Genomic DNA, 21,263 nt, shown 5'->3' on the forward strand with positions numbered 1-21,263 from the left:
TCAGCTCCCGCAGCCGCCGATGGTGACGATCACCTGGCGCGTCGCAATCCAGGCGCTGCCATCGCTCATCTGTGCCACCGCAATCACCGTCTGGCTTTCCGACAGCCTGATGCGCAGATACACCTCCGCCTTGCCGCTCAGGGGGCTGAGCGCCATACTGATCACGCCCGGTAGTGGATTGCGATCAGCCAGCACATGAATAGCCGTGACATGATCAGTCTCGGTCATCGGGCTGTCGATGCTCACCGTCAGCGGCACGGTATTGCCGTTCTCGGCCACCTCGGGCGTGCTGATACGCACGCGGCCGGGTTTGGGCTCGGTCTTCACCAGGTCGGACAGCAGCTTGCGGGCGCTGTCCGGTGTAGCGGCGGCTTCCTGCGGCAACATGGTGATGCCCAGGGTGCCGAGGCCAAGAGTGGTGACGGCCTGACGCCGGCTGAGGGTCTGCGGATCGGTCATGGCTTCAGTATATAGCGCCAATCATGCATAAAAAAATCCGCACCGTCGTTAAACGGTGCGGATTGTGTGTGAAACGGCTGGTGCTGCCTCAGCCGCCAGTCAGGCCGGGAACGAAAGGCGCGACCTGCAAACCGCCGTCCCAGATCATCTTGAGCGCCACATAGGCGATGATGATCAGGCCGACATAGGCGATCCAGTGGTACCGGTCGAGCAGACGGGCAATGAACTTGGACGCCACGGCCATCAGCGCGATCGACAGGACCAAGCCGAAGCCGAGGATGTAGGGATGCTCGCGCGCCGCACCGGCCACCGCCAGCACGTTGTCGATCGACATCGACAGATCGGCGACGATGATCTGGATGACCGCTTCGCGCTGGGTCTTTGGCGCCGGCTTCTCGGCTTTCTCCTCGTGGCTGCCTTCCTTGGCGGCCTTGGCCTGGGCGCGCAGCTCGCGCCACATCTTCCAGGCTACCCAGAGCAGCAGGATGCCGCCGGCCAGAGTGAGGCCGATGATCTGCAGCAGCTGCACGGCCACGCTAGCGAACAGGATGCGCAGCAGGGTGGCGGCGAGAATGCCGTAAACGATGATCTTGTTGCGCAGCTCGGCCGGTAGGCCGGCGACAGCCATGCCGATGACGATGGCGTTATCGCCGGACAGGATGACGTCGATCAGGATGACTTGCGCGAAGGCGCTGATTTCGGCTGCCGTGATCGTGAAGCCCAGGAGGGTGATATCCATCGAACTGCCTTGATTTGCCTGGCGGGTAAGAACGAAGCGGCGCACTCTAGGGGAATCCCATGTCCGGCTCAAACATGAATTCTCCATGTCAGCCGGATGGTGCCTTGGCGCGCCCGTGGCGCTTTGTTACCTATGTCTGCCCCTCATTTCCAGTCCTGCTATGACCGAAAACAGCGCTCTGTACGATATGATCCCCGGCCAGACCCCGTTACTGGTCAATATTCCCCATGCCGGGCTGCAGCTCAGCCCCGGTCTGGCCGGACGTCTGACGCCATCGGCCCGTCGTCTGGCCGACACCGACTGGCATGTGGAGAAACTGTATGCCTTCGCAGCTGCAGCAGGGGCAGGGCTGATGGTAGCGACCCATTCGCGCTACGTGGTCGATCTCAATCGAGACCCGGATGGGCGGGCGTTGTATCCCGGTGCCGACAATACGGAACTCTGCCCGACCGGCGGTTTCGATGGCGCGCCGCTTTACCGGGACGGCCAGGCGCCGGCCGCGGCCGAGATCGCAGAACGCGCCGATGCCTACTGGCGGCCCTACCATGCCCGGCTTGCGGCGGAGCTGGCGGCGATCCGGACGCGTCACGGTTACGCCATCCTGCTCGATGGCCACAGCATCGTCAGCGAAGCACCGCGCTTCTTCCAGGGTAAGCTGCCCGACCTCAATCTCGGCACCAACGAAGGCCGCAGCTGTGCGCCCGACCTCGCCGCTGCCGCCTATGGCGTGTTGAGCGATGCCGCCGGTTTCACCCATATCCATAACGGCCGCTTCAAGGGCGGCTATATCACGCGGCAATACGGCCAGCCCGCGAACGGCCTGCATGCGCTGCAGCTGGAAATGGCGCAGAGCTGCTACATGGACGAGGCGGATCTGGAGCGCTGGGATGCCAAGCGCGCGGCACCGTTAATCGCCGTACTGCAGGGGCTAGTGGATACGTTGCTGCGCTGGCGGCCCGCAACATGAGTGGAAGCGGCGACAAGCAACTGCCGAAGATGCGCTATCCGCTGATGCGCTGGCTCAGCCTGTTCCTGATGCTCGGCGTGCCAGTGACGGCGGTGCTGCTGCTTGGCCGGCTGAACGATGCCGTCTCGCCGCTGGGCTTCTGGGCTCTGCTGCTGGCGCTGCTCGGCATCATGGCGATCTTTGCCGGCTGGCATACCATTGCTGCCTGGCGGGTGCTGCGCAGCACCGACGAGATTGTCGGCGTGGAGACCCGTACCGGCAGCGACTGGGGCGCGCTGACCATGATCGGTGAACTCGGCGTCACCGTCGAACGCCTGCGCCACACGCTGCTTGACGAACAGGGCCAGGTGGCACTGCAGAGCACCACTGCCGATGCCATCCTCAACGCGCTGCCCGATCCGGTGCTGTTGCTTGACGGTAGCCGCAGCATTGCACGCGCCAACTTCGCTGCCCGCAAATTCTTTGGTAACGATATCGTGGGGAACGACCTCACCGTGGCCCTGCGTCATCCGATGGTGCTGCAGGCAGCCGATGCGGTGCTGGGCGGCGAGACCGGCATGGCATCGGCCGACCTGACGCTGCCGGTGCCGGATGGCCGCAGCTTCTCGCTGCGCGTCGTGGCCCTGCCGGCAGCGCGCGAGGATGCGGTGGCCGTGCTGGTGATGCATGACCTGACGGCCCTGCGCAAAGCCGAGAAGATGCGGGCCGATTTCGTCGCCAATGCCAGCCACGAGTTGCGCACGCCGCTGGCCTCGCTGGTCGGTTTCATCGAAACCCTGCAGGGCCCGGCCAAGGATGACGAACCGGCGCGCGTCCGCTTCCTCGGAATCATGCGCGACCAAGCCGGCCGCATGTCGCGCCTGATCCAGGATCTGCTGTCGCTGTCGCAGATCGAGATGCGCGAACACGATCATCCATCCGAACCGGTTGCCCTGGCGCCGTTGCTGCGCGATGCCGCGGCCGCACTGGAGCCGCAGGCCAGGGCGAAGAATATTCGTATCGCTCTGCAGCTGGACGATGGTCTGCCGCCTGTGCGGGGCGCGCGCGACGAGCTGATGCAGGTGTTCCAGAATCTGATCGACAACGCGATCAAATACGGCCGACCCGACAGCGCCGTGACGGTTCGTCTGGCCCGGGCGGCGAGCGGTGAAGGGATCGAGGCGGGAATCCGCGACGAGGGTGAGGGCATCCCGCGCGAACATCTGCCGCGCCTGACCGAGCGATTCTACCGGGTCGACTCGGCCCGCAGCCGGGATCTCGGCGGAACCGGCCTCGGGCTGGCGATCGTGAAGCACATTGTGAACCGCCATCGGGGCCGGCTTGTCATTGAATCCGAACTCGGGAAAGGCAGCGAATTCATCATTCGTCTGCCATCTGTTCCCTATTCATCTGAGACAAGCGCCAAACCGGTCTAGCACTGTCACACGAGTGCAATATAACTGAAATAACCATGTCACCCGGTCGCCTTAGGAGTCGCGGCCACCGGATGAGACACGTTCTGAGGCCCCTCATTCGGTGATCCGCGGCGCAGACCTGCGCCATGCCAACCACGATGAGGTATACCGTGACCAACAAGGCTCTCCTTCTCGCCGGGCTCGCCGCACTGGCGTCTCTCGGCCTCGCCGAACCGGCCGCTGCGCAGCAGGCGCGCGATCAAATCCGTGTTGTCGGCTCCTCGACCGTTTATCCCTTCACCACCACGGTGGCCGAGCGCTTTGCCCAGTCGGGCGGCTTCAAGGCCCCGATCGTGGAAAGCACCGGCACCGGCGGCGGTATGAAGCTGTTCTGCGGCGGCGTCGGCACCCAGCATCCCGACATGACCAATGCCTCGCGCCGCATGACCAAGGCCGAGTTCGATGCCTGCGCCACCAACGGCGTGAAGGACATCGTGGAAATGAAGGTCGGCTTTGACGGCATCGCCGTCGCCCTGAAGAAGGGCACGCCGGACATCAACCTGAAGCGCGAAGACATCTGGCTGGCGCTCGCCGCCCAGGTACCGGTGAACGGCCAGATGGCGCCGAACCCCTACAAGACCTGGAAGCAGGTCAATGCCAGCCTGCCGGATTGGAAGATCGAAGTAATGGGCCCGCCGCCCACCTCCGGCACCCGCGACAGCTTCGTCGAACTGGTTCTGGATGTCGGCTGCAAGAAGTTCCCGGAAGTGAATGCCATCGCCGATGCGAAGGCGAAGGCTACGGCCTGCGGCAAGATCCGTGAAGACGGCGCCTTCATCGAGGCTGGCGAGAATGACAACCTGATCGTGCAGCGTCTGGCCTCGGGTCAGCCGGGCCTGATGGGTGTGTTCGGCTTCTCCTTCCTGGAAGAGAACATGGACAAGCTGCATGGCGCCAAGGTCGACGGTATTGACCCGACCTTCGACACCATTTCGGATGGCAAGTATCCGGTGTCACGCCCGCTCTTCGTCTATGCGAAGAAGGCCCATATCGGCGTCGTGCCGGGCATCAAGGAATTCCTCGCCGAGTATGTCAGCGACCGCGCCATGGCGCAGGGCGGCTACCTGGAGAAGAAGGGCCTTGTCGCCATGCCGAAGAAGGAGCTGGACAGTGTCCGCTCGCAGGTGACCGGCCTGACCAACCTGTCCATGTAAAGACGGCTCCGGCGGCCGGGTTTCCGGCCGCCGGTTCTTTCGATCGACTGAATTTCTTATCGCATTTACTGAATTTTTCGCCGGGGAATACGATGTCGCTGTCGTTGCTGTTCGTGGTTCTCATCGGCCTGACTGTCGCCGGTTATTATCTGGGCAAGTCCCGCGCGCTGGCTGCGGCCGGCGGTAAAATCCGCAACCTGCACTCCCTGCCGATGTTCTACGGCTGGTATGTCGTGATCTGGTGCGGCCTGCCGGCGCTGCTGCTGTTCGGCATCTGGATTTCGTTCGAAGATACGCTGGTGCGCCAGCTGGTGGTTGCCGAACTGCCCGAGGCGGTTCGCCGCCTGCCAGTCGACCAGCTCGGCCTGGTGATCTCCGACATTCGCAACATGGCCTATGGCAACATTCCGCTGGACAAGGCCGATGCAACGATCCGCCCGGTGGTTGAGCATTACATCAGCCTGCGCCAGATCGGCACTACGGCTCTGTGGGTGATCGTTCTCGCATTGGGCATTGCCGGCCTGCTGTTCGGCCGCAGCCGTATCGCGGCCGGTTTCCGGGCACGCAACCGCGTCGAGCAGGTGGCCAATGTGCTGCTGATCGTCAGCTCGACCCTGGCGGTCATGACAACGGTGGGCATTGTGCTCTCGCTGGTCTTCGAAGCGATGCGGTTCTTCGCGGCGGTTAATCCTTTCGAATTCCTGTTCGGTCTCACCTGGTCGCCGCAGATGGCGATCCGTGCTGACCAGGTCGGTTCGTCGGGTGCTTTCGGCGCGGTGCCGCTGTTTGCCGGTACCCTGTTGATCGCCGCCATCGCCATGATCGTCGCGGTGCCGGTCGGCCTGATGGCCGCCGTCTATATGGCGGAATATGCTGCACCCAGGGTGCGCGCCTTTGCCAAGCCTGCCCTGGAAGTGCTGGCCGGCATTCCCACCGTGGTCTACGGCTTCTTCGCCGCCCTCACGGTGGCGCCGTTCATTCGGGATATAGGTGAGAATATCGGCCTGGCGGTCGCCTCGCAGTCGGCGCTCGCCGCCGGCCTCGTCATGGGCATCATGATTATCCCGTTCGTTTCCTCGCTGTCGGACGACGTGATCAACGCCGTGCCGCAGAGCCTGCGCGATGGTTCTTACGGACTCGGCGCCACGCAGTCGGAAACGATCAAGCGGGTTATTCTGCCTGCCGCGCTGCCGGGCATCGCGGCGTCGGTCATCCTTGCCTTCAGCCGTGCGCTCGGCGAAACCATGATCGTGGTGATGGCGGCCGGCCTGGCTGCCAACCTGACGGCGAATCCGCTGGCAGCCGTCACCACGGTAACCGTGCATATCGCCTCGCTGCTGGTTGGCGACCAGGAATTCGACAGCCCCAAGACACTGGCCGCCTTCGCCCTGGGTCTGGTGCTGTTCATCGTCACGCTCAGCCTGAACATCGTTGCCCTGCGCATCGTCAAGAAATACCGGGAACAATATGACTGATATTCTCGCCGATACTGTTCCGAATGCGGCGCCGACTGCCGTGTCGCCCGGCATACACATGACCGAAGAGGCCAGAAGCCGCCTCAAGGCCCGTTATGCCTCTGAGCGCCGCTTCAAGCTGATCGGTCTGGCCGCCATCCTGTTCTCGCTGGCGGCGCTGGTGGTCCTGCTCGTCACCATCGCCTCGAACGGCTTCACCGCGTTTCAGCAGACCCATATCCGGCTGGATCTGCAGCTGAGTGCCGAACAGATCGCGCCGGTTGGTACCACCGATACCCGCAAGATCATGCAGGGCAATTACGGCGGCATCATCCTGGAGACGCTGCAGAAGAAGTTTCCTGAGGCGCAGTCTCGCGGCGACCGCCGCCGTCTGCAGGCCTTGGTCAGCTCCGGCGCAGAGCCGCAGGTTGCCCGCATGGTGGTTGCCGATCCGACCCTGATCGGTCAGACCATCAAGGTCTGGCTGCCGACCTCCTCGGATATCGATGTCTTCGTCAAGAAGCAGGTCGATGTCAACGCACCGGAAGACCAGCGCCGGGTCAAGGACAACCAGGTCCGCTGGATCGAAACCCTGCGGTCGACCGGCGATCTGGAACTGCAGTTCAACACCCGCTTCTTCACCGGCGCCGACAGTCGCGAACCTGAACTGGTCGGTGTCTGGGGCGGCGTGGTGGGATCGTTCTTCACCCTGATCGTAACCCTGGTGGTCGCTTTCCCGCTGGGCATCATGGCGGCGATCTATCTGGAAGAATTTGCCCCGAAGAACCGTTGGACCGAAGTCATCGAGGTCAACATCAATAACTTGGCTGCCGTGCCATCCATCGTTTACGGCCTGCTTGGCCTGGCCGTCTTCATCGGGTTCTTCGGTATGCCGCGATCGGCGCCGCTGGTCGGTGGCCTGGTGCTGGCGCTGATGAGCCTGCCGGTGATCATCATCGCCTCCCGTGCCGCCCTGCGTGCCGTACCGCCCTCGATCCGCCAGGCCGCCATGGGCCTTGGCGCCTCGCCGCTGCAGGTGGTGCTGCATCATGTGCTGCCGCTGGCCATGCCGGGCATTCTGACCGGCACGATCATTGCCATGGCCCATGCGCTGGGCGAGACCGCGCCGCTGCTGATGATCGGCATGGTCGCCTTCATCGTCGATATCCCGGCCACACCGGTCGATGCCGCCACCGTGCTGCCGGTGCAGATTTTCATGTGGGCTGACAGTTCGGAGCGTGGCTTTGTCGAAAAGACTTCGGCAGCCATCATCGTCCTGCTGGTCTTCCTGTTGCTGATGAACCTGGCCGCCATTTTGCTGCGCAAGAAATTCGAACGCCGCTGGTAGGCCTGACGCGTGAAGCCACACCCCAATTCGGAGCCATAAGGATTTTTCATGCAGAACGGTAATGGCGTCGATCTCCGCCAGTCCGAGATCGAAATCAAGATGGTGGCGCAGAAAGTCGGCGTCTTCTATGGCGAGAAGCAGGCGCTGCGCGACGTCGACCTCAATATCCCGGCCCGCGCGGTCACGGCGCTGATCGGCCCGTCGGGCTGCGGCAAGTCGACCTTCCTGCGTTGCCTCAACCGTATGAACGACACCATCCGCGACTGCCGCGTGGTTGGCGATATCCGCCTCGACAGGCTGGATGTCTACGACAACAAGGTCGATGTGGTACAGCTGCGCGCCCGGGTCGGCATGGTCTTTCAGAAGCCGAATCCCTTCCCGAAGACGATCTATGAAAACGTCGCCTACGGGCCGCGCATTCACGGCCTGGCTGAAAGCAGCGAACATCTCGACCATATCGTCGAGACTTCGCTGAAACAGGCCGGCCTGTGGAAGGAAGTCGGCAATCGCCTGCAGGAATCGGGTACCAGCCTGTCGGGCGGCCAGCAGCAGCGCCTATGCATCGCGCGCGCCATTGCCGTGGCGCCAGAGGTGATCCTGATGGATGAGCCCTGTTCGGCGCTGGATCCGATCGCTACCGCACATATCGAAGAGCTGATGGACGAACTGCGTGAGCAGTACACCATCGTCATCGTCACCCATTCGATGCAGCAGGCAGCCCGCGTCTCGCAGAAGACTGCCTTCTTCCATCTGGGCAATCTGGTCGAGACCGACGATACCAAAGTGATTTTCACGAACCCCAAGGATGAACGCACCCAGGGGTATATTACCGGCCGCTTCGGCTGATCGCGAAAGAGGACAGTCCAATGCCGCAACATATCGTCCAGAGCTATGACGAAGAGCTGAAAAAGCTCTCCACCCTCATCGTGCAGATGGGTGGGCAGGCTGAGTCGCAGCTGTCCAGCGCCGTCGAGGCTGTGGTGAAACGCGACAGCGAACTGGCCAACGCCGTCGTGCTCAATGACGCCAAGATCGATCTTCTGCGCAATCAGGTCGACGATTTCGCCGTTGAGCTGCTGGCCCGGCGCCAGCCGCTGGCCAATGACCTGCGGGTGATTGTTTCTGCGCTGCGGATTTCCTCGGAGATCGAGCGTATCGGCGACTATGCCAAGAATGTCGCCAAACGCGCTGTGGCGCTGAACCAGGCGCCCCTGGTGCGTCCGGTACACGCCATCCCGCGCATGGCGGCGTTGGTCCAGGCGCTGATCAAGGACGTGCTGGACGCCTATATCACGGCGGATGCAGCCAAGGCCGATGCGGTCTGGGCCCGTGATGAGGAGGTGGACGAGCTTTACACCAGCCTGTTCCGCGAGCTGCTGACCTATATGATGGAAGATCCGCGTTCGATTACCAGCAGCACACATCTTCTGTTTATTGCCAAGAATATCGAGCGCATCGGTGATCACGCCACCAATATCGCGGAGCTGATCCATTACACGGTGACGGGCGAAATGCAGAAGGAAGACCGTCCGAAGGGCGACGATACGGCTTATGCCGTGGTGAATGCGCCGGGAGGCCAGCGATGAATATTGCAATCAAGCCGCGCGTCCTTGTCATCGAGGATGAAGCCGCGCTGCTGGCACTGCTGCGCTATAACCTCGAAAAGGAAAATTACACCGTCGACGAGGCGATGGACGGCGAACAGGCTCTGCTGAAGGTGGCCGAGCATATGCCGGACCTGATTCTGCTGGACTGGATGCTGCCGCGTCTGTCCGGCCTGGAAGTCTGCCGCCAACTGCGCCGCGATCCCAATGCCCGCAACGTACCGATCATCATGCTGACGGCGCGGGGCGAGGAGGCCGACCGCGTGCGTGGCCTGGATGCCGGGGCCGACGATTATATCGCCAAGCCATTCTCGCCGAGCGAGTTGCTGGCCCGCATCCGCGCAGTGCTGCGTCGCATCCGGCCGGCGCTGGCAGAGGAGGTGCTGACCTATGGCGGCCTGGTGATGGATATCGCCACCCACAAGGTCACGCGCAACAGCCGCGACGTGCATCTTGGCCCGACGGAATTCCGCCTGCTGCGCTATTTCCTGGAGCATCCCGGCCGCGTGCTGTCGCGCGACCAGCTGCTGGATGCAGTCTGGGGGCGCGACATCTATGTCGAACAGCGTACCGTCGACGTGCATATCCGCCGACTGCGCAAGGCGTTGAACGGGAATGGCGAAAGCGACGTGATCCGCACCGTCCGGTCGGCCGGCTATGCGCTTGAACTATCCTCTGCCACCGCGGCCGCCATGGCCTGACAAGATCTCATGGGCAAAGAAAAAGCCGGCCGCTTCGCAACGGCCGGCTTTTTTGTCTCTGCCGCGGCGCGTTTTAGCGGCGGCCGATCTGCTTCTTCATGGCGGCAAACAGGGCGTCCACCTTGCCGCCGTTATTCTGAATGACGGATTCGAACTGCTGGCGCTGGGTGAAGGCCATCGACACGCCTTCCACCACCACATCGGTCACCAGCGGTTTGCCGTTCTTCTCGTGCGTCTTCCATTCGACACGGATCGGCGGGCCGTTCGGGCGGACGATCACGGACTCCACCACCTGTTCACTGCCGGCAGATTTGACACCATCGCGGACATCGAGGGTCTCGCCGTTATATTGCGACAGCAGCTGGGAATAGACCTTCACCAGGTAATCTTCGAACAGGCTGTTGTATTCTTGGCGCTGCGCATCGGTCAGGCCGCGGTTGTAGCGGCCGAGGCAGAACTGACCGACCGCCTCAAGATCGAGATGGGTGCTCAGCAGGGTGCGAACCAGCGCTTCACGCTTTTCCGTCGTTAAAGAGCGATCGCCCAGCGCCTTCATGGTGTCGCCGCCGGTCTCGCGAATGAATTGATCGGCCGCTGCTGCCCGGACTGGGGCAGCGGGCAGGAGGGTGGCCAGCGCCAGGATGGCACCGGCAAGGATCGCGAAACGACGGGAAAGCAGGGCGGTCGGCATGGGGAATCCCGGCTAAGAGGCGGAAGGGAATAGTTTTTTCGCTGGTAAATGCGGCATTAAAGCGGCCGAACCATAGCCTGACGGGGGCGGGAAGGCGATGATTCTTTTTTTACAGGGTAGTTAGCTCTACACAAATACATAAAGATATGTTTATATAATTCGCATGACTATGGAGTCGCCCCTGACCCTCGATATTCTGATGGCCGCGTTGCGCGCCGCGGCCGAACCCACACGCCTGCGCCTGCTGGCGCTTTGCGCCCAGGGCGAACTCACCGTTTCTGAACTGACCCAGATCCTGGGCCAGAGCCAGCCGCGTGTCTCGCGCCATCTGAAGCTGCTTTGCGAGGCGGGCTTGCTGGAACGCGTGCCGGAAGGCACCTGGGCCTTCTACCGTGTTGGCGACCGGCTGCCCGGTGCGCCGCTGGTGCGTGCTGTGAGCGGCCTGTTGCCGCCCTATGATGCCACGCTGGCGCGCGATGCCGAACGTCTTGCTGCCGTGAAGCGGGCCCGTGCCGAGGCCGCCGAGCGCTATTTCCGCGACAACGCCGCTCATTGGTCGGCGATCCGCTCGCTGCATGTGGATGAAGCCCAGGTCGAGGCGGCCGTGCTGCGTCTGCTGGCCCAGGGCGGAGCCATAGAAGACCTGCTGGATATCGGCACCGGCACCGGCCGGCTGCTGGAAATTCTCGGCCGCAAGGTCAAGCGCGGCCTGGGCGTCGATCTGAGCCGCGACATGCTGAGTATCGCCCGTGCCAATCTGGAGCGCGCCGGGATCAAAAATTGCCAGGTGCGCCAGGCCGACATGTATGCCCTGCCGCTGGACAATGCCAGCGTGGATGCCGCCGTGATCCATCAGGTGCTGCATTTCGCCGACGAGCCGCAAAAAGCGATCCAGGAGGCCGTGCGCGTGCTGCGTCCCGGCGGCCGTCTGGTGATCGTCGATTTTGCGCCACACGATCTGGAAGACCTGCGCAACCGCCATGCGCATCGCCGGCTGGGTTTCGCCGATGCCGAATTGCGCGGCTGGTGCGTCCATGCCGGCCTCGATGTCGAACCGGCCATCGCCTTGCCCGGACAATCGCTCACCGTTCATGTCTGGCACGCGGTCAAGCGCGGTGCCGGCGTTCTCTCCCCTTCGCAGAAGAGTGCTGCAGAATGAGCATCCCTGAACCCAATGCCCATGCCGCCCGCCGGTCTGGTCCGCTGAAGGTCTCGTTCGAATTCTTCCCGCCGAAGACCGCGGAGATGGAAGAGAGCCTGTGGCGCAGTGTCACCCGCCTGGCGCCGCTTGATCCGCGCTTCGTCTCGGTCACCTATGGCGCTGGCGGTTCCACGCGCGAGCGTACCCATAACACCGTCGTGCGTATCCTGAAGGAAACCGGCCTCAGGCCGGCGGCGCATCTCACCTGCGTCGGCGCTTCCAAGGGCGAGGTCGATGAAGTCGCTCAGCATTACTGGCAGGCTGGCATCCGCCATATCGTGGCGCTGCGCGGCGATCCGCAGGAGGGCACCGGCGGTTTTGCACCGCATCCGCAGGGCTATGCCAATTCCACTGACCTGATTGCCGGCCTGAAGAAGATCGGCGATTTCGAGATCAGCGTCGGCTGTTATCCGGAAGGCCATCCCGATACCGCCTCGCCGCGCGTCGAGTTGGAGCATCTCAAGCGCAAGGTCGATGCCGGTGCCACCCGCTGCATCACGCAGTATTTCTTCGACACGGATGTGTATTTCCGCTTTCTCGACCGGGCGCGCTCGGCCGGCATCACCGTGCCGATCGTGCCGGGCATCCTGCCGGTCACCAATTTCCGCCAGGTGGTGAAATTCTCGGCCGCCTGCGGCGCCAGCGTCCCGGCCTGGATGGCCGACCAGTTCGATGGCCTGGACGAAGACCCGGAGACCCGCCGCATGGTGGCGGCGCATCTGGCCGCCGAACAGTGCCGCCGCCTGCTGACAGCCGGCATCGACGAATTCCATTTCTATACGCTGAACCGCGCCGATCTCACCTATGCGATCTGCCATGTGCTTGGCGTGCGGCCGAAGCCGGCCATTGCCGGAGAGGCGGCCGCCTGATGTTCGACACCGCCGAAATCCGCAAGGCCCGCCGCGCCCTGCTGAGCAAGACCGCCAAGGAGCGTATCCTGGTGCTGGATGGCGCCATGGGCACCATGCTGCAACGGCGCAAGCTGACCGAGGAGGATTATCGCGGCGATCGCTTCAAGGGTTCGAACAGCGACCTCAAGGGCAATCACGATGTGCTGAACATCACGCGGCCCGATGTGATCCTGGCCGTACACAGGGAATACCTGGACGCCGGTGCTGACCTCATCGAGACCAATACCTTCAGCGGCACCTGGATCAGCCAGGGCGATTACCACCTGGAGGCTGCTGTCCACGACATCAACCTGGAAGGCGCGCGGCTGGCGCGCCAGGCCGCCGATGAATATACGGCGAAGGATCCTTCGAAGCCGCGTTTTGTCGCCGGCGCAATCGGGCCGACCAACCGCACGGCCTCGCTGTCGCCCGACGTGAACCGTCCGGATTTCCGTAATATCTCGTTTGATGAACTGAAGGACGCCTATAAGGAACAGGCGCGTGGCCTGGTCGAAGGCGGCGCCGATCTGCTGTTGATCGAAACGGTATTCGACACGCTGAATGCCAAGGCCGCGGCCTTTGGCGTCTATGAGCTTTTCGACGAGTTGGGCGAGGAATGGCCCATCATGATCTCGGGCACCATTACGGATCTTTCCGGTCGCACGCTCTCGGGCCAGACCACGGAAGCCTTCTGGAATTCGCTACGGCATACCAAGCCGTTTTCGGTCGGCCTCAACTGTGCTTTCGGCGCCCAGCAGATGCGCGCCTATATCGCCGAGTTGAGCCGTGTCGCCGATGTGCCGGTCAGCGCCTATCCCAATGCCGGCCTGCCCAACCAGTTTGGCGAATATGACGAGCCGCCGCATGAGACGGCCGAGCATCTGCGCGAATGGGCCGAGCATGGCCTGGTGAACATCGTCGGTGGGTGCTGTGGCACCACGCCGGACCATATCAAGGCGATCGCCGACAGTGTGAAGGGCGTGAAGCCGCGCCGCATCCCGACCATCCCGCCGCAGCTTCGCCTCAGCGGCCTTGAACCCTTTGCCGTGCCTGCCGCATGACCGATATCGACGAGTCTTTTTCCCCCGAGTCTGAAAACCGTGGCTTCAATGGCCCGGTCTTCATCAATATCGGCGAACGCACCAACGTCACCGGATCGGCGAAATTCCGCAAGCTGATCCTGAGCGACGATTACGATGCGGCGCTGACGGTTGCGCGTCAGCAGGTCGAGAATGGCGCCCAGATCATCGACATCAACATGGACGAGGGCATGCTCGACTCCAAGGCGGCGATGATCAAATACCTGAACCTGATCGCCTCCGAACCCGATATCTCGCGCGTGCCGATCATGATCGACAGTTCCAAATGGGATGTGATCGAGGCTGGCCTGAAATGCGTGCAGGGCAAGGCCATCGTCAATTCGATCAGCATGAAGGAGGGCGAAGAGGCTTTCCTGATGCATGCCCGCAAGGTGCGGCGTTATGGCGCCGCCGTCGTGGTCATGGCTTTCGACGAACAGGGCCAGGCCGATACGGCCGATCGCAAATACGAAATCTGTGCCCGGGCCTACAAGCTGCTGACGGAAGAGATCGGATTCCCGCCGGAAGACATCATTTTCGATCCGAATATCTTCGCGGTTGCCACCGGCATCGAGGAGCACAACAACTATGCGGTCGAATTCTTCGAGGGCGCCAGGCGCATTCGCGAGAACCTGCCGCATTGCCATATCTCGGGCGGCGTCTCGAACGTGTCCTTCTCCTTCCGCGGCAACGAGCAGGTGCGGGAGGCAATGCACGCCGTGTTCCTGTATTACGGCATGCAGAACGGCATGGACATGGGTATCGTCAATGCCGGCCAGTTGCCGGTTTATGAAGACATACCTGCCGAACTGCGTGAGCGCGTGGAAGATGTGCTGCTCAACCGCCGGCCCGATGCGACCGAACGCATGCTGGAAATCGCCGAACGCTTCAAGGGCGGCGGCCGGACCCAGGAAATCGACATGTCCTGGCGGCAGAAGGATGTGCGCGCCCGCCTGACCCATGCCCTGGTGCATGGCATCGCTGATTTCATCGATGAGGACACGGAGGAAGCCCGCCATACGGTGTCCAAGCCGCTGGAGGTGATCGAAGGTCCGCTGATGGATGGCATGAACGTGGTCGGCGACCTGTTCGGTGCCGGCAAGATGTTTCTGCCCCAGGTGGTGAAATCCGCCCGCGTGATGAAAAAAGCCGTGGCCTATCTGCTGCCGTTCATCGAAGCTGAGAAGAACAGCGGCCCGGTCAAGACCAATGGCAAGGTGCTGATGGCCACGGTGAAGGGTGACGTGCACGATATCGGCAAGAACATCGTCGGCGTCGTGCTCCAGTGCAACAATTATGAAGTCATCGACCTTGGCGTCATGGTGTCCTGCGCCCGCATCCTGGAAGAGGCAAAGAAGCAGAAGGTCGACATCATCGGCCTCAGCGGGCTGATCACGCCGAGCCTGGACGAGATGTGCTATGTCGCCAGTGAGATGCAACGCGAGGGCTTTGCCCTGCCGCTGCTGATCGGCGGCGCAACGACGTCGAAGGTCCACACGGCCGTCAAGATCGCGCCGAACTACAAGGGTCCGGTGGTCTATGTCACCGATGCCTCGCGCGCGGTGGGCGTCGCCGGCCGTCTGGTTTCGGCCAATGACAGCCCGGTCTATGCCGGCGAGATTTCCAGCGAATACGAAAAGATCCGCGAGATTCACGCACGCGAGCGCAATACCGGTCCGCGCCAGAAGATCGCCGATGTCCGTCGCAACAAGGCGAAGATCGACTGGGCCGGCTACCAGCCGCCGCAGCCGAAATTCCTCGGCACCCGCGTATTCGAGGATTATCCGATTGCGACGCTGATCGACCGCATCGACTGGTCGCCGTTCTTCGCGTCCTGGGAATTGCGCGGCAAGTATCCCGATATCCTGAAAGACCCGGTGGTGGGCGAAGCGGCCACCAATCTGTTCAAAGATGCGCGGGCCATGCTGAAGCGCATCGTTGAGGAAAAGCCGATCAAGGCCAGCGCCGTGATCGGTTTCTGGCCGGCCAACCAGGTCGATGACGACGACATCGCGCTCTATGCGGAACCCGGGCAACCCGCCGAGGTGGCGCGGCTGCATATGCTGCGCCAGCAGATGAAGCGCGACCGTGATCGCGCCAATCATTGCCTGGCCGATTTTGTCGCGCCGCAGGACAGCGGCATCACCGATTATGTCGGCGCCTTCGCCGTCACTGCCGGCATCGGGCTGGATGACTGGATCAAGCGCGAGTTCACGGCCAAGCAGGACGATTATTCCGGTATCCTGGCCCAGGCCCTGGCCGACCGTCTGGCCGAAGCCTTTGCCGAGCATGTGCACGAGCGCGTGCGCAAGGAATTCTGGGGCTATGCCGGCGATGAGGCCTTGAGCAACGAAGACATGATCGCCGAGAAGTATCGCGGCATCCGTCCGGCGCCCGGCTATCCGGCCTGTCCCGACCATACCGAGAAGGCCACGCTGTTCGGTCTGCTCAAGCCGACCGAGACCATCGGCATCACGCTGACCGAAAGCTTTGCCATGTGGCCTTCGGCAGCGGTCAGCGGCTGGTATTTCAGCCACCCCGAGGCGCGCTACTTCGGCGTCGGTCGCATCGAACGCGACCAGGTGGCCGATTATGCCAAACGCAAGGGCATGGATCTGGCCCGGATGGAGCGCTGGCTGGCGCCCAATCTCGCCTATGATCCGGCGCGCGATGCGGCCGAGGCGGCGGAGTGAGCCTCGGCTTTCGCCTTGCCACCGCGGCTGACCTCCCCGAGATCGTGCGCCTGTTGGCCGACGACCATCTGGGCGGCGGCCGTGAGCGTTATACCGATCCGCTGCCGGCGGAGTATGGCATTGCCTTTGCCGGGTTGCAGAAGATCGGCGCCGAAGTGATCCTGGCGCTGGATGAAGGTGGCGCGGTGATCGGCTGTCTTCAGTTATTGATTCTTCCCGGCCTTGGCAGCCTGGGCAAGCAGCGCGCCCAGATCGAGGCGGTGCGCATTGAATCCAAGCTGCGCGGCAAGGGGCTCGGCTCGGAGCTGATCGGCTATGCCGTTGCACGCGCAAAAGAGAAGGGGTGCAAGATGGTGCAGCTGACCTCTGACAACAGCCGCCAGGATGCGCATCGACTTTATGAGCGGCTCGGCTTCAAGGCCAGCCATGTCGGCATGAAACTGTACCTGGCCTGACCGCATGACCTACAGCCGCCAGTCGCCCAGCCCGCGCTTTACCGAACTTCTCGGTTATTACGGTCAGCTGCATGACGAAGGCGATGCCAAGCTGGATGTGGATGCGGATGAAATGTTCGATGGCCGCAGCCTGTCGGTGCATATCAGCACCATACGCTCGCTAGTCAAAAAGTTCGGATCGAAAACGCTGCTCGATTACGGGGCCGGCAAGGCCAAGCATTACGAGGACACGGTGTTCAAGCTGCCGAGCCGCGAGGTAAAGGGGCTGAAGGCCTTGTGGGGCCTGGACGCGGTCCGGCTCTACGATCCGGGTTATGCGCCCTATGCGGCGCTGCCGGAGGGGACATTCGATGCGGTGATCTGCACCGATGTGCTGGAGCATATCCCGGAAGAGGATATGGACTGGGTGGTGGGCGAGCTGTTCGATTACGCCCGTCACTTTGTCTATGCCGGCGTCGCCACCTATCCCGCCGGCAAAACCCTGCCCAATGGCATGAACGCCCATGTCACCTTGCGGCCTACCGCCTGGTGGGATGCGTTGTTCCGCCGCGTTCGCGCGCAGCGTCAGTCGCCAGCCGAATTCGTGGTGATCGTCGAACGTATCTACGGCGACGAAAACCCGGAGCGCGCCGTCTCCTTCGGCTGACGCGGCTCAGCGTCCGCCGGCGACATCCAGCAGCGCGCCGGTGACATAGGACGAGGCATCGTCCAGCAACCAGATGATCGACTCTGCCACTTCCTCCGCCGTGCCGGCACGGCCCAGCGGTACGGTCTTGCCCAGACGTTCGGCACGATCGGGCTCGCCGGCGCTGGCATGGATTTCGGTTTCGATGATGCCGGGCCGTACTGCGTTCACGCGAATGCCTTCGGGCGCCAGTTCCCTGGACAGTCCGAGCGTGAAGGTGTCGATGGCGCCTTTCGAGGCCGCATAATCGAGGAACAGGTTGGGCGAACCAAGCCGGGCTGCGACCGACGAGAGATTGACGATGGCGCCGCCTTTGCCACCCTTGCTTTTCGCCATCGTCCTGGCAGCCTCACGGGCGACCATGAAGCTGCCCAGGATGTTGATGTCGAAGACGTGCTGCAGGCGCTCAACACTCATGTCCATCAGGTCGGCAGTCGGCGCCACCACGCCGGCATTGTTCACCAGCCCGTCCAGCCGGCCAAACGCCTTCACCGTGGCCTGCACCATGGCGATGGCATCGGTTTCACGGGAAACATCACCCTGGATCGCCACGGCCTTGCCGCCGGCAGCCTGCACGGCTTTGACCGTTTCCTGTGCCGCAGCCGCATTGCCGGCATAATTCACGCCGACCGACCAGCCGCGTTTGCCGGCCAGAATGGCGACCGCGCGACCGATGCCGCGACTGCCGCCGGTGACCAGGATGTTTTTTGCTGGGCTTACCATGGGATTTCGCTACCGTCGTAGTTGAGGAATTTTCCGGTGTCTTTCAGGGCTGCGCCGTCAATGGTCTTCTGCAGGCTGGTGGCACTGGTTGTCACATCGATATCGGCGCCGGCGCCGCCCATGTCGGTCTTCACCCAGCCGGGATGCAGCACGATCACGGTGATGCCGGCCGATTTCAGGTCCATCGCCAGGCTGTGCATGCCGGCATTGATTGCCGCCTTGGACGCACGATAGGCATAGGAACCGCCGCCGGCCTGTGAAATTGAGCCCATGCGGCTGGAAATCGTGGCGATTTTCGCGCTGCCTTTCGCGGCTTTCAGATGCGGCAGGAAAGCCAGCGCAGTTTTCATCGGCGCCACGCTGTTGACCTGCAGCACCTGAAGGTAGGTGTCGAAGTCGCTCACCGTCAGCGCGCCGTCGCGATGGCCGTAGATGCCGGCATTGTTGAGCAGCAGGTCGATGGCGGTGCCGGCGTATTTCTGCGCCAGCGCATCCACCGCCTTGTAATCGGTGACATCCAGCGCCTCGACGGTCACGCCCGGCACGGCTTTCAGCGCAGTCGCGGCCTGCGGATCGCGGCAGGCGGCGATCACCGTCCAGCCGGCTGCTGCGTAACGCTTGGTCAGTTCCAGGCCGATGCCACGATTGGCGCCGGTGATCAGCAGTGTGGGCATTGGCTTTCTCTCCTTATGAGGACGCGCGTGCGGCGACGCGACGATACAGCGGCTGCAGCAGGCCGGGCAGCATATACATGGGCAACTGCCCCATGGCGAAGAAGACCACCATGTCAAAGACGGCGCGGTCGGCCAGCGACACCATCACCAGTCCCATGTTGCAGTTGCCGGTGAGGATGCCGAGCGTCAACGCTGCCGGCTGGCCGAGGCGAAACACGGTGCGGCCGACCGCATAGCCCAGCGCCTGCAGCGTCAGATTGGCGATAAAGGCTGAGGCTGTGGCCAGCAGCACATAACCCGGCTGTGCCATCAGTTTGACCAGGACGCCATCCATGATGGCGATGGCGAACAGCACCAGGGCCAGCACGGAGCTGCCATCCATCAGCTGCTTGTTCTTCTGCAGCCAGCCCGGCGGCAGTTTCCAGTGCGCGAGCAGCGCTGCACCGAAGGCAACACCCACCATCACGGCCAGGCGTCCCATGAATTCCACGAGTGACATCTGCACCTCGATATTGAGCAGCAGCAAGGCCAGCGGTGGCAGGGTGAAGGGCACCAGGGCGGTGGCGATCACCATGGCGATCACGGCAAAGGCGGCATCAAGGCCAAGGATCAGGGCGATGGCGACTGTGCCGGTGATCGGCGGCGCCGCCGACATCAGCACGATGGCCTCCATCAGCGGCCGCGGCAGACCCAGCGGCGTCAGCACCGCGAACATCAGCAGCGGGCAGACCAGCAGCAGGAAGACGATCACCGGCAGGAACAGCCAGGGGCGCCGGGCATAGGCCTGGAAGGCGCTCCAGTCGAGCCGCATCAGTGCCAGGGTCAGTGGCAGCAGCAGGAAGATCACGAGGCCCGGGCGCAGCAGGCTGGCCAGCGGCGGGATCAGCAGGCCGACCAGTACGCCACCGAACAGGAACTTGGTGGCATGGCGGCCCATGTAGTCCAGCGGCCACCAGACGAGGGTCCGGATCATCGGCTGGGCTCCTGGGGGGGTGTTTCAGGTGAAACATACCCGGAACATGAGGCGGTGCGGCTGAGGGGGCGAGGCATACGGATCATCACGCGACGGCTGTGGTTTTATTGTTTTGTCAGAGTAGCATAGACCCGTTGCCGGGACCCTGGCGAGGCCGCAATTGTCCTGCTTGACACTCATCGATAAAACAGTTAAATACCTGTTTAAATGTTTAATGCTCGCGCCATCGAAGATCATCACACGGTTCAGCTCGCCGACATGTTCCGGCTGCTGGGCGACCACAGCCGTCTGAAGCTGGTGTTGATGCTGCAGAAGGGCGGCACCCCGGCCAGCATGGCCGCCGCCGCCGCCGGCCTGTCGCCGCAACTTGCCAGCCATCACCTGCGATTGCTGAAGGCGGCGCGGTTGGTGCAGGCCGTGCGCAAGGGCCGCGAGATTCATTATGAGCTGGCCGACGACCATGTGCGGCACATGCTCGACGACATGATCGCCCATGTGACCGAACCCCATGGTCATCCGGCGGAGAAGGAGTGAGACATGGGTGCGAGCTGCTGCGGTCCCAGCCACGATCACGATCACGATCACGGCCATGACCAGGATCATCATCACGGCCCGGGCGGTCACGATCACAGTGCCGGCGCCGCGCGTCCTGTGCTGTGGATCGCGCTGCTGCTGAATGCCGGCATGTTTATCGTGGAACTGGGCGCCGGTCTGAGTGCGAATTCCACCTCGCTGCTGGCTGACTCCGCCGATTTCCTGGGTGACGCCGCCAATTACGGCCTGGCGCTGGCAGTGCTGTCCATGGCGCTGGTCTGGCGCGCCCGCGCCGCATTGCTGAAGGGCGTCACCATGGGGCTGTTCGGTCTCTGGGTTGCCGCGATGACGATCCGTCATCTGATCGATGGCACGGTGCCTGAACCCGCCACCATGGGCGTGGTCGGCGTTGCCGCACTGGCGGTCAATGTGCTGGTCACCGTGCTGCTGTTCCGCTTCCGTAAGGGCGACAGCAATATGCGCGCGGTGTGGATCTGCAGCCGTAACGATGCCCTGGGCAATGTCGCCGTGCTGCTCGCGGCCAGCGGCGTCTTTGCCACCGGCAGTGCCTGGCCCGATCTGGCCGTGGCCGCGCTGATGGCTGGCCTGGCGCTCTGGGGGTCGGCCCAGGTAATCGCCCATGCCCGGCAGGAATTGCGTGAAACCCGGTCCGCCACGGCAGAAATCGGCCATGCCGACTGATGTGGCCTTGAAATTGCCGTAATTCACCGTACATTCCCACCCACGTCCGGGCCCCTCTGGTTGCCATATACGGGATGGCAGCG

At 62.9% G+C, this 21,263-nt stretch carries 22 protein-coding genes; 16 read left to right on the forward strand and 6 right to left on the reverse strand.

All coding sequences use genetic code 11. From position 1 onward, the window contains the following. Positions 1-459, reverse strand: a complete 459-nt coding sequence (locus tag AC1ROT_RS17345; RefSeq protein WP_493000488.1) for a thiosulfate oxidation carrier protein SoxY — start codon at positions 457-459, stop codon at positions 1-3. An 88-nt stretch (positions 460-547) separates the two neighbouring features. Beyond that, positions 548-1,198 carry a TerC family protein gene (locus AC1ROT_RS17350; protein ID WP_492971304.1) on the reverse strand — a complete coding sequence of 217 codons (651 nt, stop codon included), beginning with the start codon at positions 1,196-1,198 and terminating at the stop codon, positions 548-550. A 160-nt stretch (positions 1,199-1,358) separates the two neighbouring features. Here AC1ROT_RS17350 and hutG point away from each other — a divergent pair, with 160 nt between their 5' ends. The 8 genes from hutG (at position 1,359) to phoB (ending at position 9,880) form a co-directional block, all read left to right on the forward strand. Continuing rightward, entirely contained in the window at positions 1,359-2,165 is an 807-nt protein-coding gene (gene hutG, locus AC1ROT_RS17355; protein ID WP_493000490.1) for an N-formylglutamate deformylase, read from the forward strand. Next, positions 2,162-3,580 (forward strand): ATP-binding protein, encoded by a 1,419-nt coding sequence (locus tag AC1ROT_RS17360; protein WP_493000491.1) that lies wholly within the window; start codon positions 2,162-2,164, stop codon positions 3,578-3,580. Before hutG ends, AC1ROT_RS17360 begins: the two co-directional genes overlap by 4 nt. A 149-nt stretch (positions 3,581-3,729) precedes the next feature. Beyond that, complete coding sequence (locus tag AC1ROT_RS17365; RefSeq protein WP_492971301.1) at positions 3,730-4,773, forward strand: PstS family phosphate ABC transporter substrate-binding protein; 1,044 nt, start codon at positions 3,730-3,732, stop codon at positions 4,771-4,773. A 92-nt stretch (positions 4,774-4,865) separates the two neighbouring features. Then, entirely contained in the window at positions 4,866-6,248 is a 1,383-nt protein-coding gene (gene pstC / locus AC1ROT_RS17370; protein WP_493000493.1) for a phosphate ABC transporter permease subunit PstC, read from the forward strand. Next, positions 6,241-7,575, forward strand: coding sequence for a phosphate ABC transporter permease PstA (pstA, locus tag AC1ROT_RS17375; RefSeq protein ID WP_493000494.1), 1,335 nt, complete (start codon positions 6,241-6,243; stop codon positions 7,573-7,575). The genes pstC and pstA overlap by 8 nt, the downstream gene beginning before the upstream one ends. A gap of 48 nt (positions 7,576-7,623) precedes the next feature. Beyond that, positions 7,624-8,421, forward strand: coding sequence for a phosphate ABC transporter ATP-binding protein PstB (gene pstB / locus AC1ROT_RS17380; protein ID WP_493000495.1), 798 nt, complete (start codon positions 7,624-7,626; stop codon positions 8,419-8,421). A 20-nt stretch (positions 8,422-8,441) separates the two neighbouring features. Then, positions 8,442-9,161, forward strand: a complete 720-nt coding sequence (gene phoU, locus AC1ROT_RS17385) for a phosphate signaling complex protein PhoU (protein WP_493000496.1) — start codon at positions 8,442-8,444, stop codon at positions 9,159-9,161. After that, complete coding sequence (phoB, locus tag AC1ROT_RS17390; protein WP_492971296.1) at positions 9,158-9,880, forward strand: phosphate regulon transcriptional regulator PhoB; 723 nt, start codon at positions 9,158-9,160, stop codon at positions 9,878-9,880. Before phoU ends, phoB begins: the two co-directional genes overlap by 4 nt. Before the next feature lie 73 nt (positions 9,881-9,953). On the opposite strand, the gene AC1ROT_RS17395 is transcribed toward phoB, so the two are convergent. Beyond that, a complete protein-coding gene (locus AC1ROT_RS17395; RefSeq protein ID WP_493000498.1) occupies positions 9,954-10,571 on the reverse strand; it encodes an MlaC/ttg2D family ABC transporter substrate-binding protein in 618 nt (205 codons plus the stop codon). 163 nt (positions 10,572-10,734) lie between these two features. Between AC1ROT_RS17395 and AC1ROT_RS17400 the strand changes: the two genes are divergently transcribed. Genes AC1ROT_RS17400 through AC1ROT_RS17425 form a run of 6 tightly spaced genes read left to right on the forward strand, consistent with a single transcriptional unit; the run spans position 10,735 to position 17,535 of the window. Next, positions 10,735-11,730, forward strand: a complete 996-nt coding sequence (locus tag AC1ROT_RS17400) for an ArsR/SmtB family transcription factor (RefSeq protein WP_493000500.1) — start codon at positions 10,735-10,737, stop codon at positions 11,728-11,730. Beyond that, on the forward strand, positions 11,727-12,641 hold the full coding sequence (gene metF, locus AC1ROT_RS17405; protein ID WP_493000501.1) for a methylenetetrahydrofolate reductase [NAD(P)H]: 915 nt from the start codon (positions 11,727-11,729) through the stop codon (positions 12,639-12,641). Before AC1ROT_RS17400 ends, metF begins: the two co-directional genes overlap by 4 nt. Then, entirely contained in the window at positions 12,641-13,723 is a 1,083-nt protein-coding gene (locus tag AC1ROT_RS17410; RefSeq protein WP_492971292.1) for a homocysteine S-methyltransferase family protein, read from the forward strand. Before metF ends, AC1ROT_RS17410 begins: the two co-directional genes overlap by 1 nt. Further along, positions 13,720-16,434 carry a methionine synthase gene (gene metH / locus AC1ROT_RS17415; RefSeq protein ID WP_493000503.1) on the forward strand — a complete coding sequence of 905 codons (2,715 nt, stop codon included), beginning with the start codon at positions 13,720-13,722 and terminating at the stop codon, positions 16,432-16,434. Before AC1ROT_RS17410 ends, metH begins: the two co-directional genes overlap by 4 nt. After that, positions 16,431-16,889, forward strand: a complete 459-nt coding sequence (locus tag AC1ROT_RS17420; protein ID WP_493000504.1) for a GNAT family N-acetyltransferase — start codon at positions 16,431-16,433, stop codon at positions 16,887-16,889. Before metH ends, AC1ROT_RS17420 begins: the two co-directional genes overlap by 4 nt. Before the next feature lie 4 nt (positions 16,890-16,893). Next, positions 16,894-17,535 (forward strand): class I SAM-dependent methyltransferase, encoded by a 642-nt coding sequence (locus AC1ROT_RS17425; protein ID WP_492971289.1) that lies wholly within the window; start codon positions 16,894-16,896, stop codon positions 17,533-17,535. A 6-nt stretch (positions 17,536-17,541) separates the two neighbouring features. On the opposite strand, the gene AC1ROT_RS17430 is transcribed toward AC1ROT_RS17425, so the two are convergent. From AC1ROT_RS17430 to AC1ROT_RS17440, 3 genes are read right to left on the reverse strand one after another with little or no spacing between them, the layout of a single operon-like run. Then, a complete protein-coding gene (locus AC1ROT_RS17430; protein WP_493000506.1) occupies positions 17,542-18,297 on the reverse strand; it encodes an SDR family oxidoreductase in 756 nt (251 codons plus the stop codon). Then, on the reverse strand, positions 18,291-18,971 hold the full coding sequence (locus AC1ROT_RS17435) for an SDR family oxidoreductase (RefSeq protein ID WP_493000507.1): 681 nt from the start codon (positions 18,969-18,971) through the stop codon (positions 18,291-18,293). Before AC1ROT_RS17435 ends, AC1ROT_RS17430 begins: the two co-directional genes overlap by 7 nt. Before the next feature lie 13 nt (positions 18,972-18,984). After that, complete coding sequence (locus tag AC1ROT_RS17440) at positions 18,985-19,944, reverse strand: hypothetical protein (RefSeq protein WP_493000508.1); 960 nt, start codon at positions 19,942-19,944, stop codon at positions 18,985-18,987. Positions 19,945-20,151: 207 nt separating this feature from the next. Here AC1ROT_RS17440 and AC1ROT_RS17445 point away from each other — a divergent pair, with 207 nt between their 5' ends. Together AC1ROT_RS17445 and AC1ROT_RS17450 are read left to right on the forward strand one after the other, a co-directional pair. Next, the gene (locus AC1ROT_RS17445; RefSeq protein ID WP_492971285.1) at positions 20,152-20,478 is read left to right on the forward strand and encodes an ArsR/SmtB family transcription factor; all 327 of its coding nucleotides are present in this window, start codon (positions 20,152-20,154) and stop codon (positions 20,476-20,478) included. Positions 20,479-20,481: 3 nt separating this feature from the next. Next, on the forward strand, positions 20,482-21,180 hold the full coding sequence (locus AC1ROT_RS17450) for a cation efflux transmembrane domain-containing protein (RefSeq protein WP_493000510.1): 699 nt from the start codon (positions 20,482-20,484) through the stop codon (positions 21,178-21,180). Positions 21,181-21,263: the final 83 nt, after the last annotated feature.

Source organism: Ferrovibrio sp. GW821-FHT12E11 (assembly GCF_058806975.1).

Bases quoted from the DNA above. Each gene is read 5' to 3' on its own strand.
- AC1ROT_RS17345 (WP_493000488.1), bottom strand. From the start codon at position 459: ATGACCGATCCGCAGACCCTCAGCCGGCGTCAGGCCGTCACCACTCTT.
- AC1ROT_RS17350 (WP_492971304.1), bottom strand. From the start codon at position 1,198: ATGGATATCACCCTCCTGGGCTTCACGATCACGGCAGCCGAAATCAGC.
- hutG (WP_493000490.1), top strand. From the start codon at position 1,359: ATGACCGAAAACAGCGCTCTGTACGATATGATCCCCGGCCAGACCCCG.
- AC1ROT_RS17360 (WP_493000491.1), top strand. From the start codon at position 2,162: ATGAGTGGAAGCGGCGACAAGCAACTGCCGAAGATGCGCTATCCGCTG.
- pstC (WP_493000493.1), top strand. From the start codon at position 4,866: ATGTCGCTGTCGTTGCTGTTCGTGGTTCTCATCGGCCTGACTGTCGCC.
- pstA (WP_493000494.1), top strand. From the start codon at position 6,241: ATGACTGATATTCTCGCCGATACTGTTCCGAATGCGGCGCCGACTGCC.
- pstB (WP_493000495.1), top strand. From the start codon at position 7,624: ATGCAGAACGGTAATGGCGTCGATCTCCGCCAGTCCGAGATCGAAATC.
- phoU (WP_493000496.1), top strand. From the start codon at position 8,442: ATGCCGCAACATATCGTCCAGAGCTATGACGAAGAGCTGAAAAAGCTC.
- phoB (WP_492971296.1), top strand. From the start codon at position 9,158: ATGAATATTGCAATCAAGCCGCGCGTCCTTGTCATCGAGGATGAAGCC.
- AC1ROT_RS17395 (WP_493000498.1), bottom strand. From the start codon at position 10,571: ATGCCGACCGCCCTGCTTTCCCGTCGTTTCGCGATCCTTGCCGGTGCC.
- AC1ROT_RS17400 (WP_493000500.1), top strand. From the start codon at position 10,735: ATGACTATGGAGTCGCCCCTGACCCTCGATATTCTGATGGCCGCGTTG.
- metF (WP_493000501.1), top strand. From the start codon at position 11,727: ATGAGCATCCCTGAACCCAATGCCCATGCCGCCCGCCGGTCTGGTCCG.
- AC1ROT_RS17410 (WP_492971292.1), top strand. From the start codon at position 12,641: ATGTTCGACACCGCCGAAATCCGCAAGGCCCGCCGCGCCCTGCTGAGC.
- metH (WP_493000503.1), top strand. From the start codon at position 13,720: ATGACCGATATCGACGAGTCTTTTTCCCCCGAGTCTGAAAACCGTGGC.
- AC1ROT_RS17425 (WP_492971289.1), top strand. From the start codon at position 16,894: ATGACCTACAGCCGCCAGTCGCCCAGCCCGCGCTTTACCGAACTTCTC.
- AC1ROT_RS17430 (WP_493000506.1), bottom strand. From the start codon at position 18,297: ATGGTAAGCCCAGCAAAAAACATCCTGGTCACCGGCGGCAGTCGCGGC.
- AC1ROT_RS17435 (WP_493000507.1), bottom strand. From the start codon at position 18,971: ATGCCCACACTGCTGATCACCGGCGCCAATCGTGGCATCGGCCTGGAA.
- AC1ROT_RS17440 (WP_493000508.1), bottom strand. From the start codon at position 19,944: ATGATCCGGACCCTCGTCTGGTGGCCGCTGGACTACATGGGCCGCCAT.
- AC1ROT_RS17445 (WP_492971285.1), top strand. From the start codon at position 20,152: ATGTTTAATGCTCGCGCCATCGAAGATCATCACACGGTTCAGCTCGCC.
- AC1ROT_RS17450 (WP_493000510.1), top strand. From the start codon at position 20,482: ATGGGTGCGAGCTGCTGCGGTCCCAGCCACGATCACGATCACGATCAC.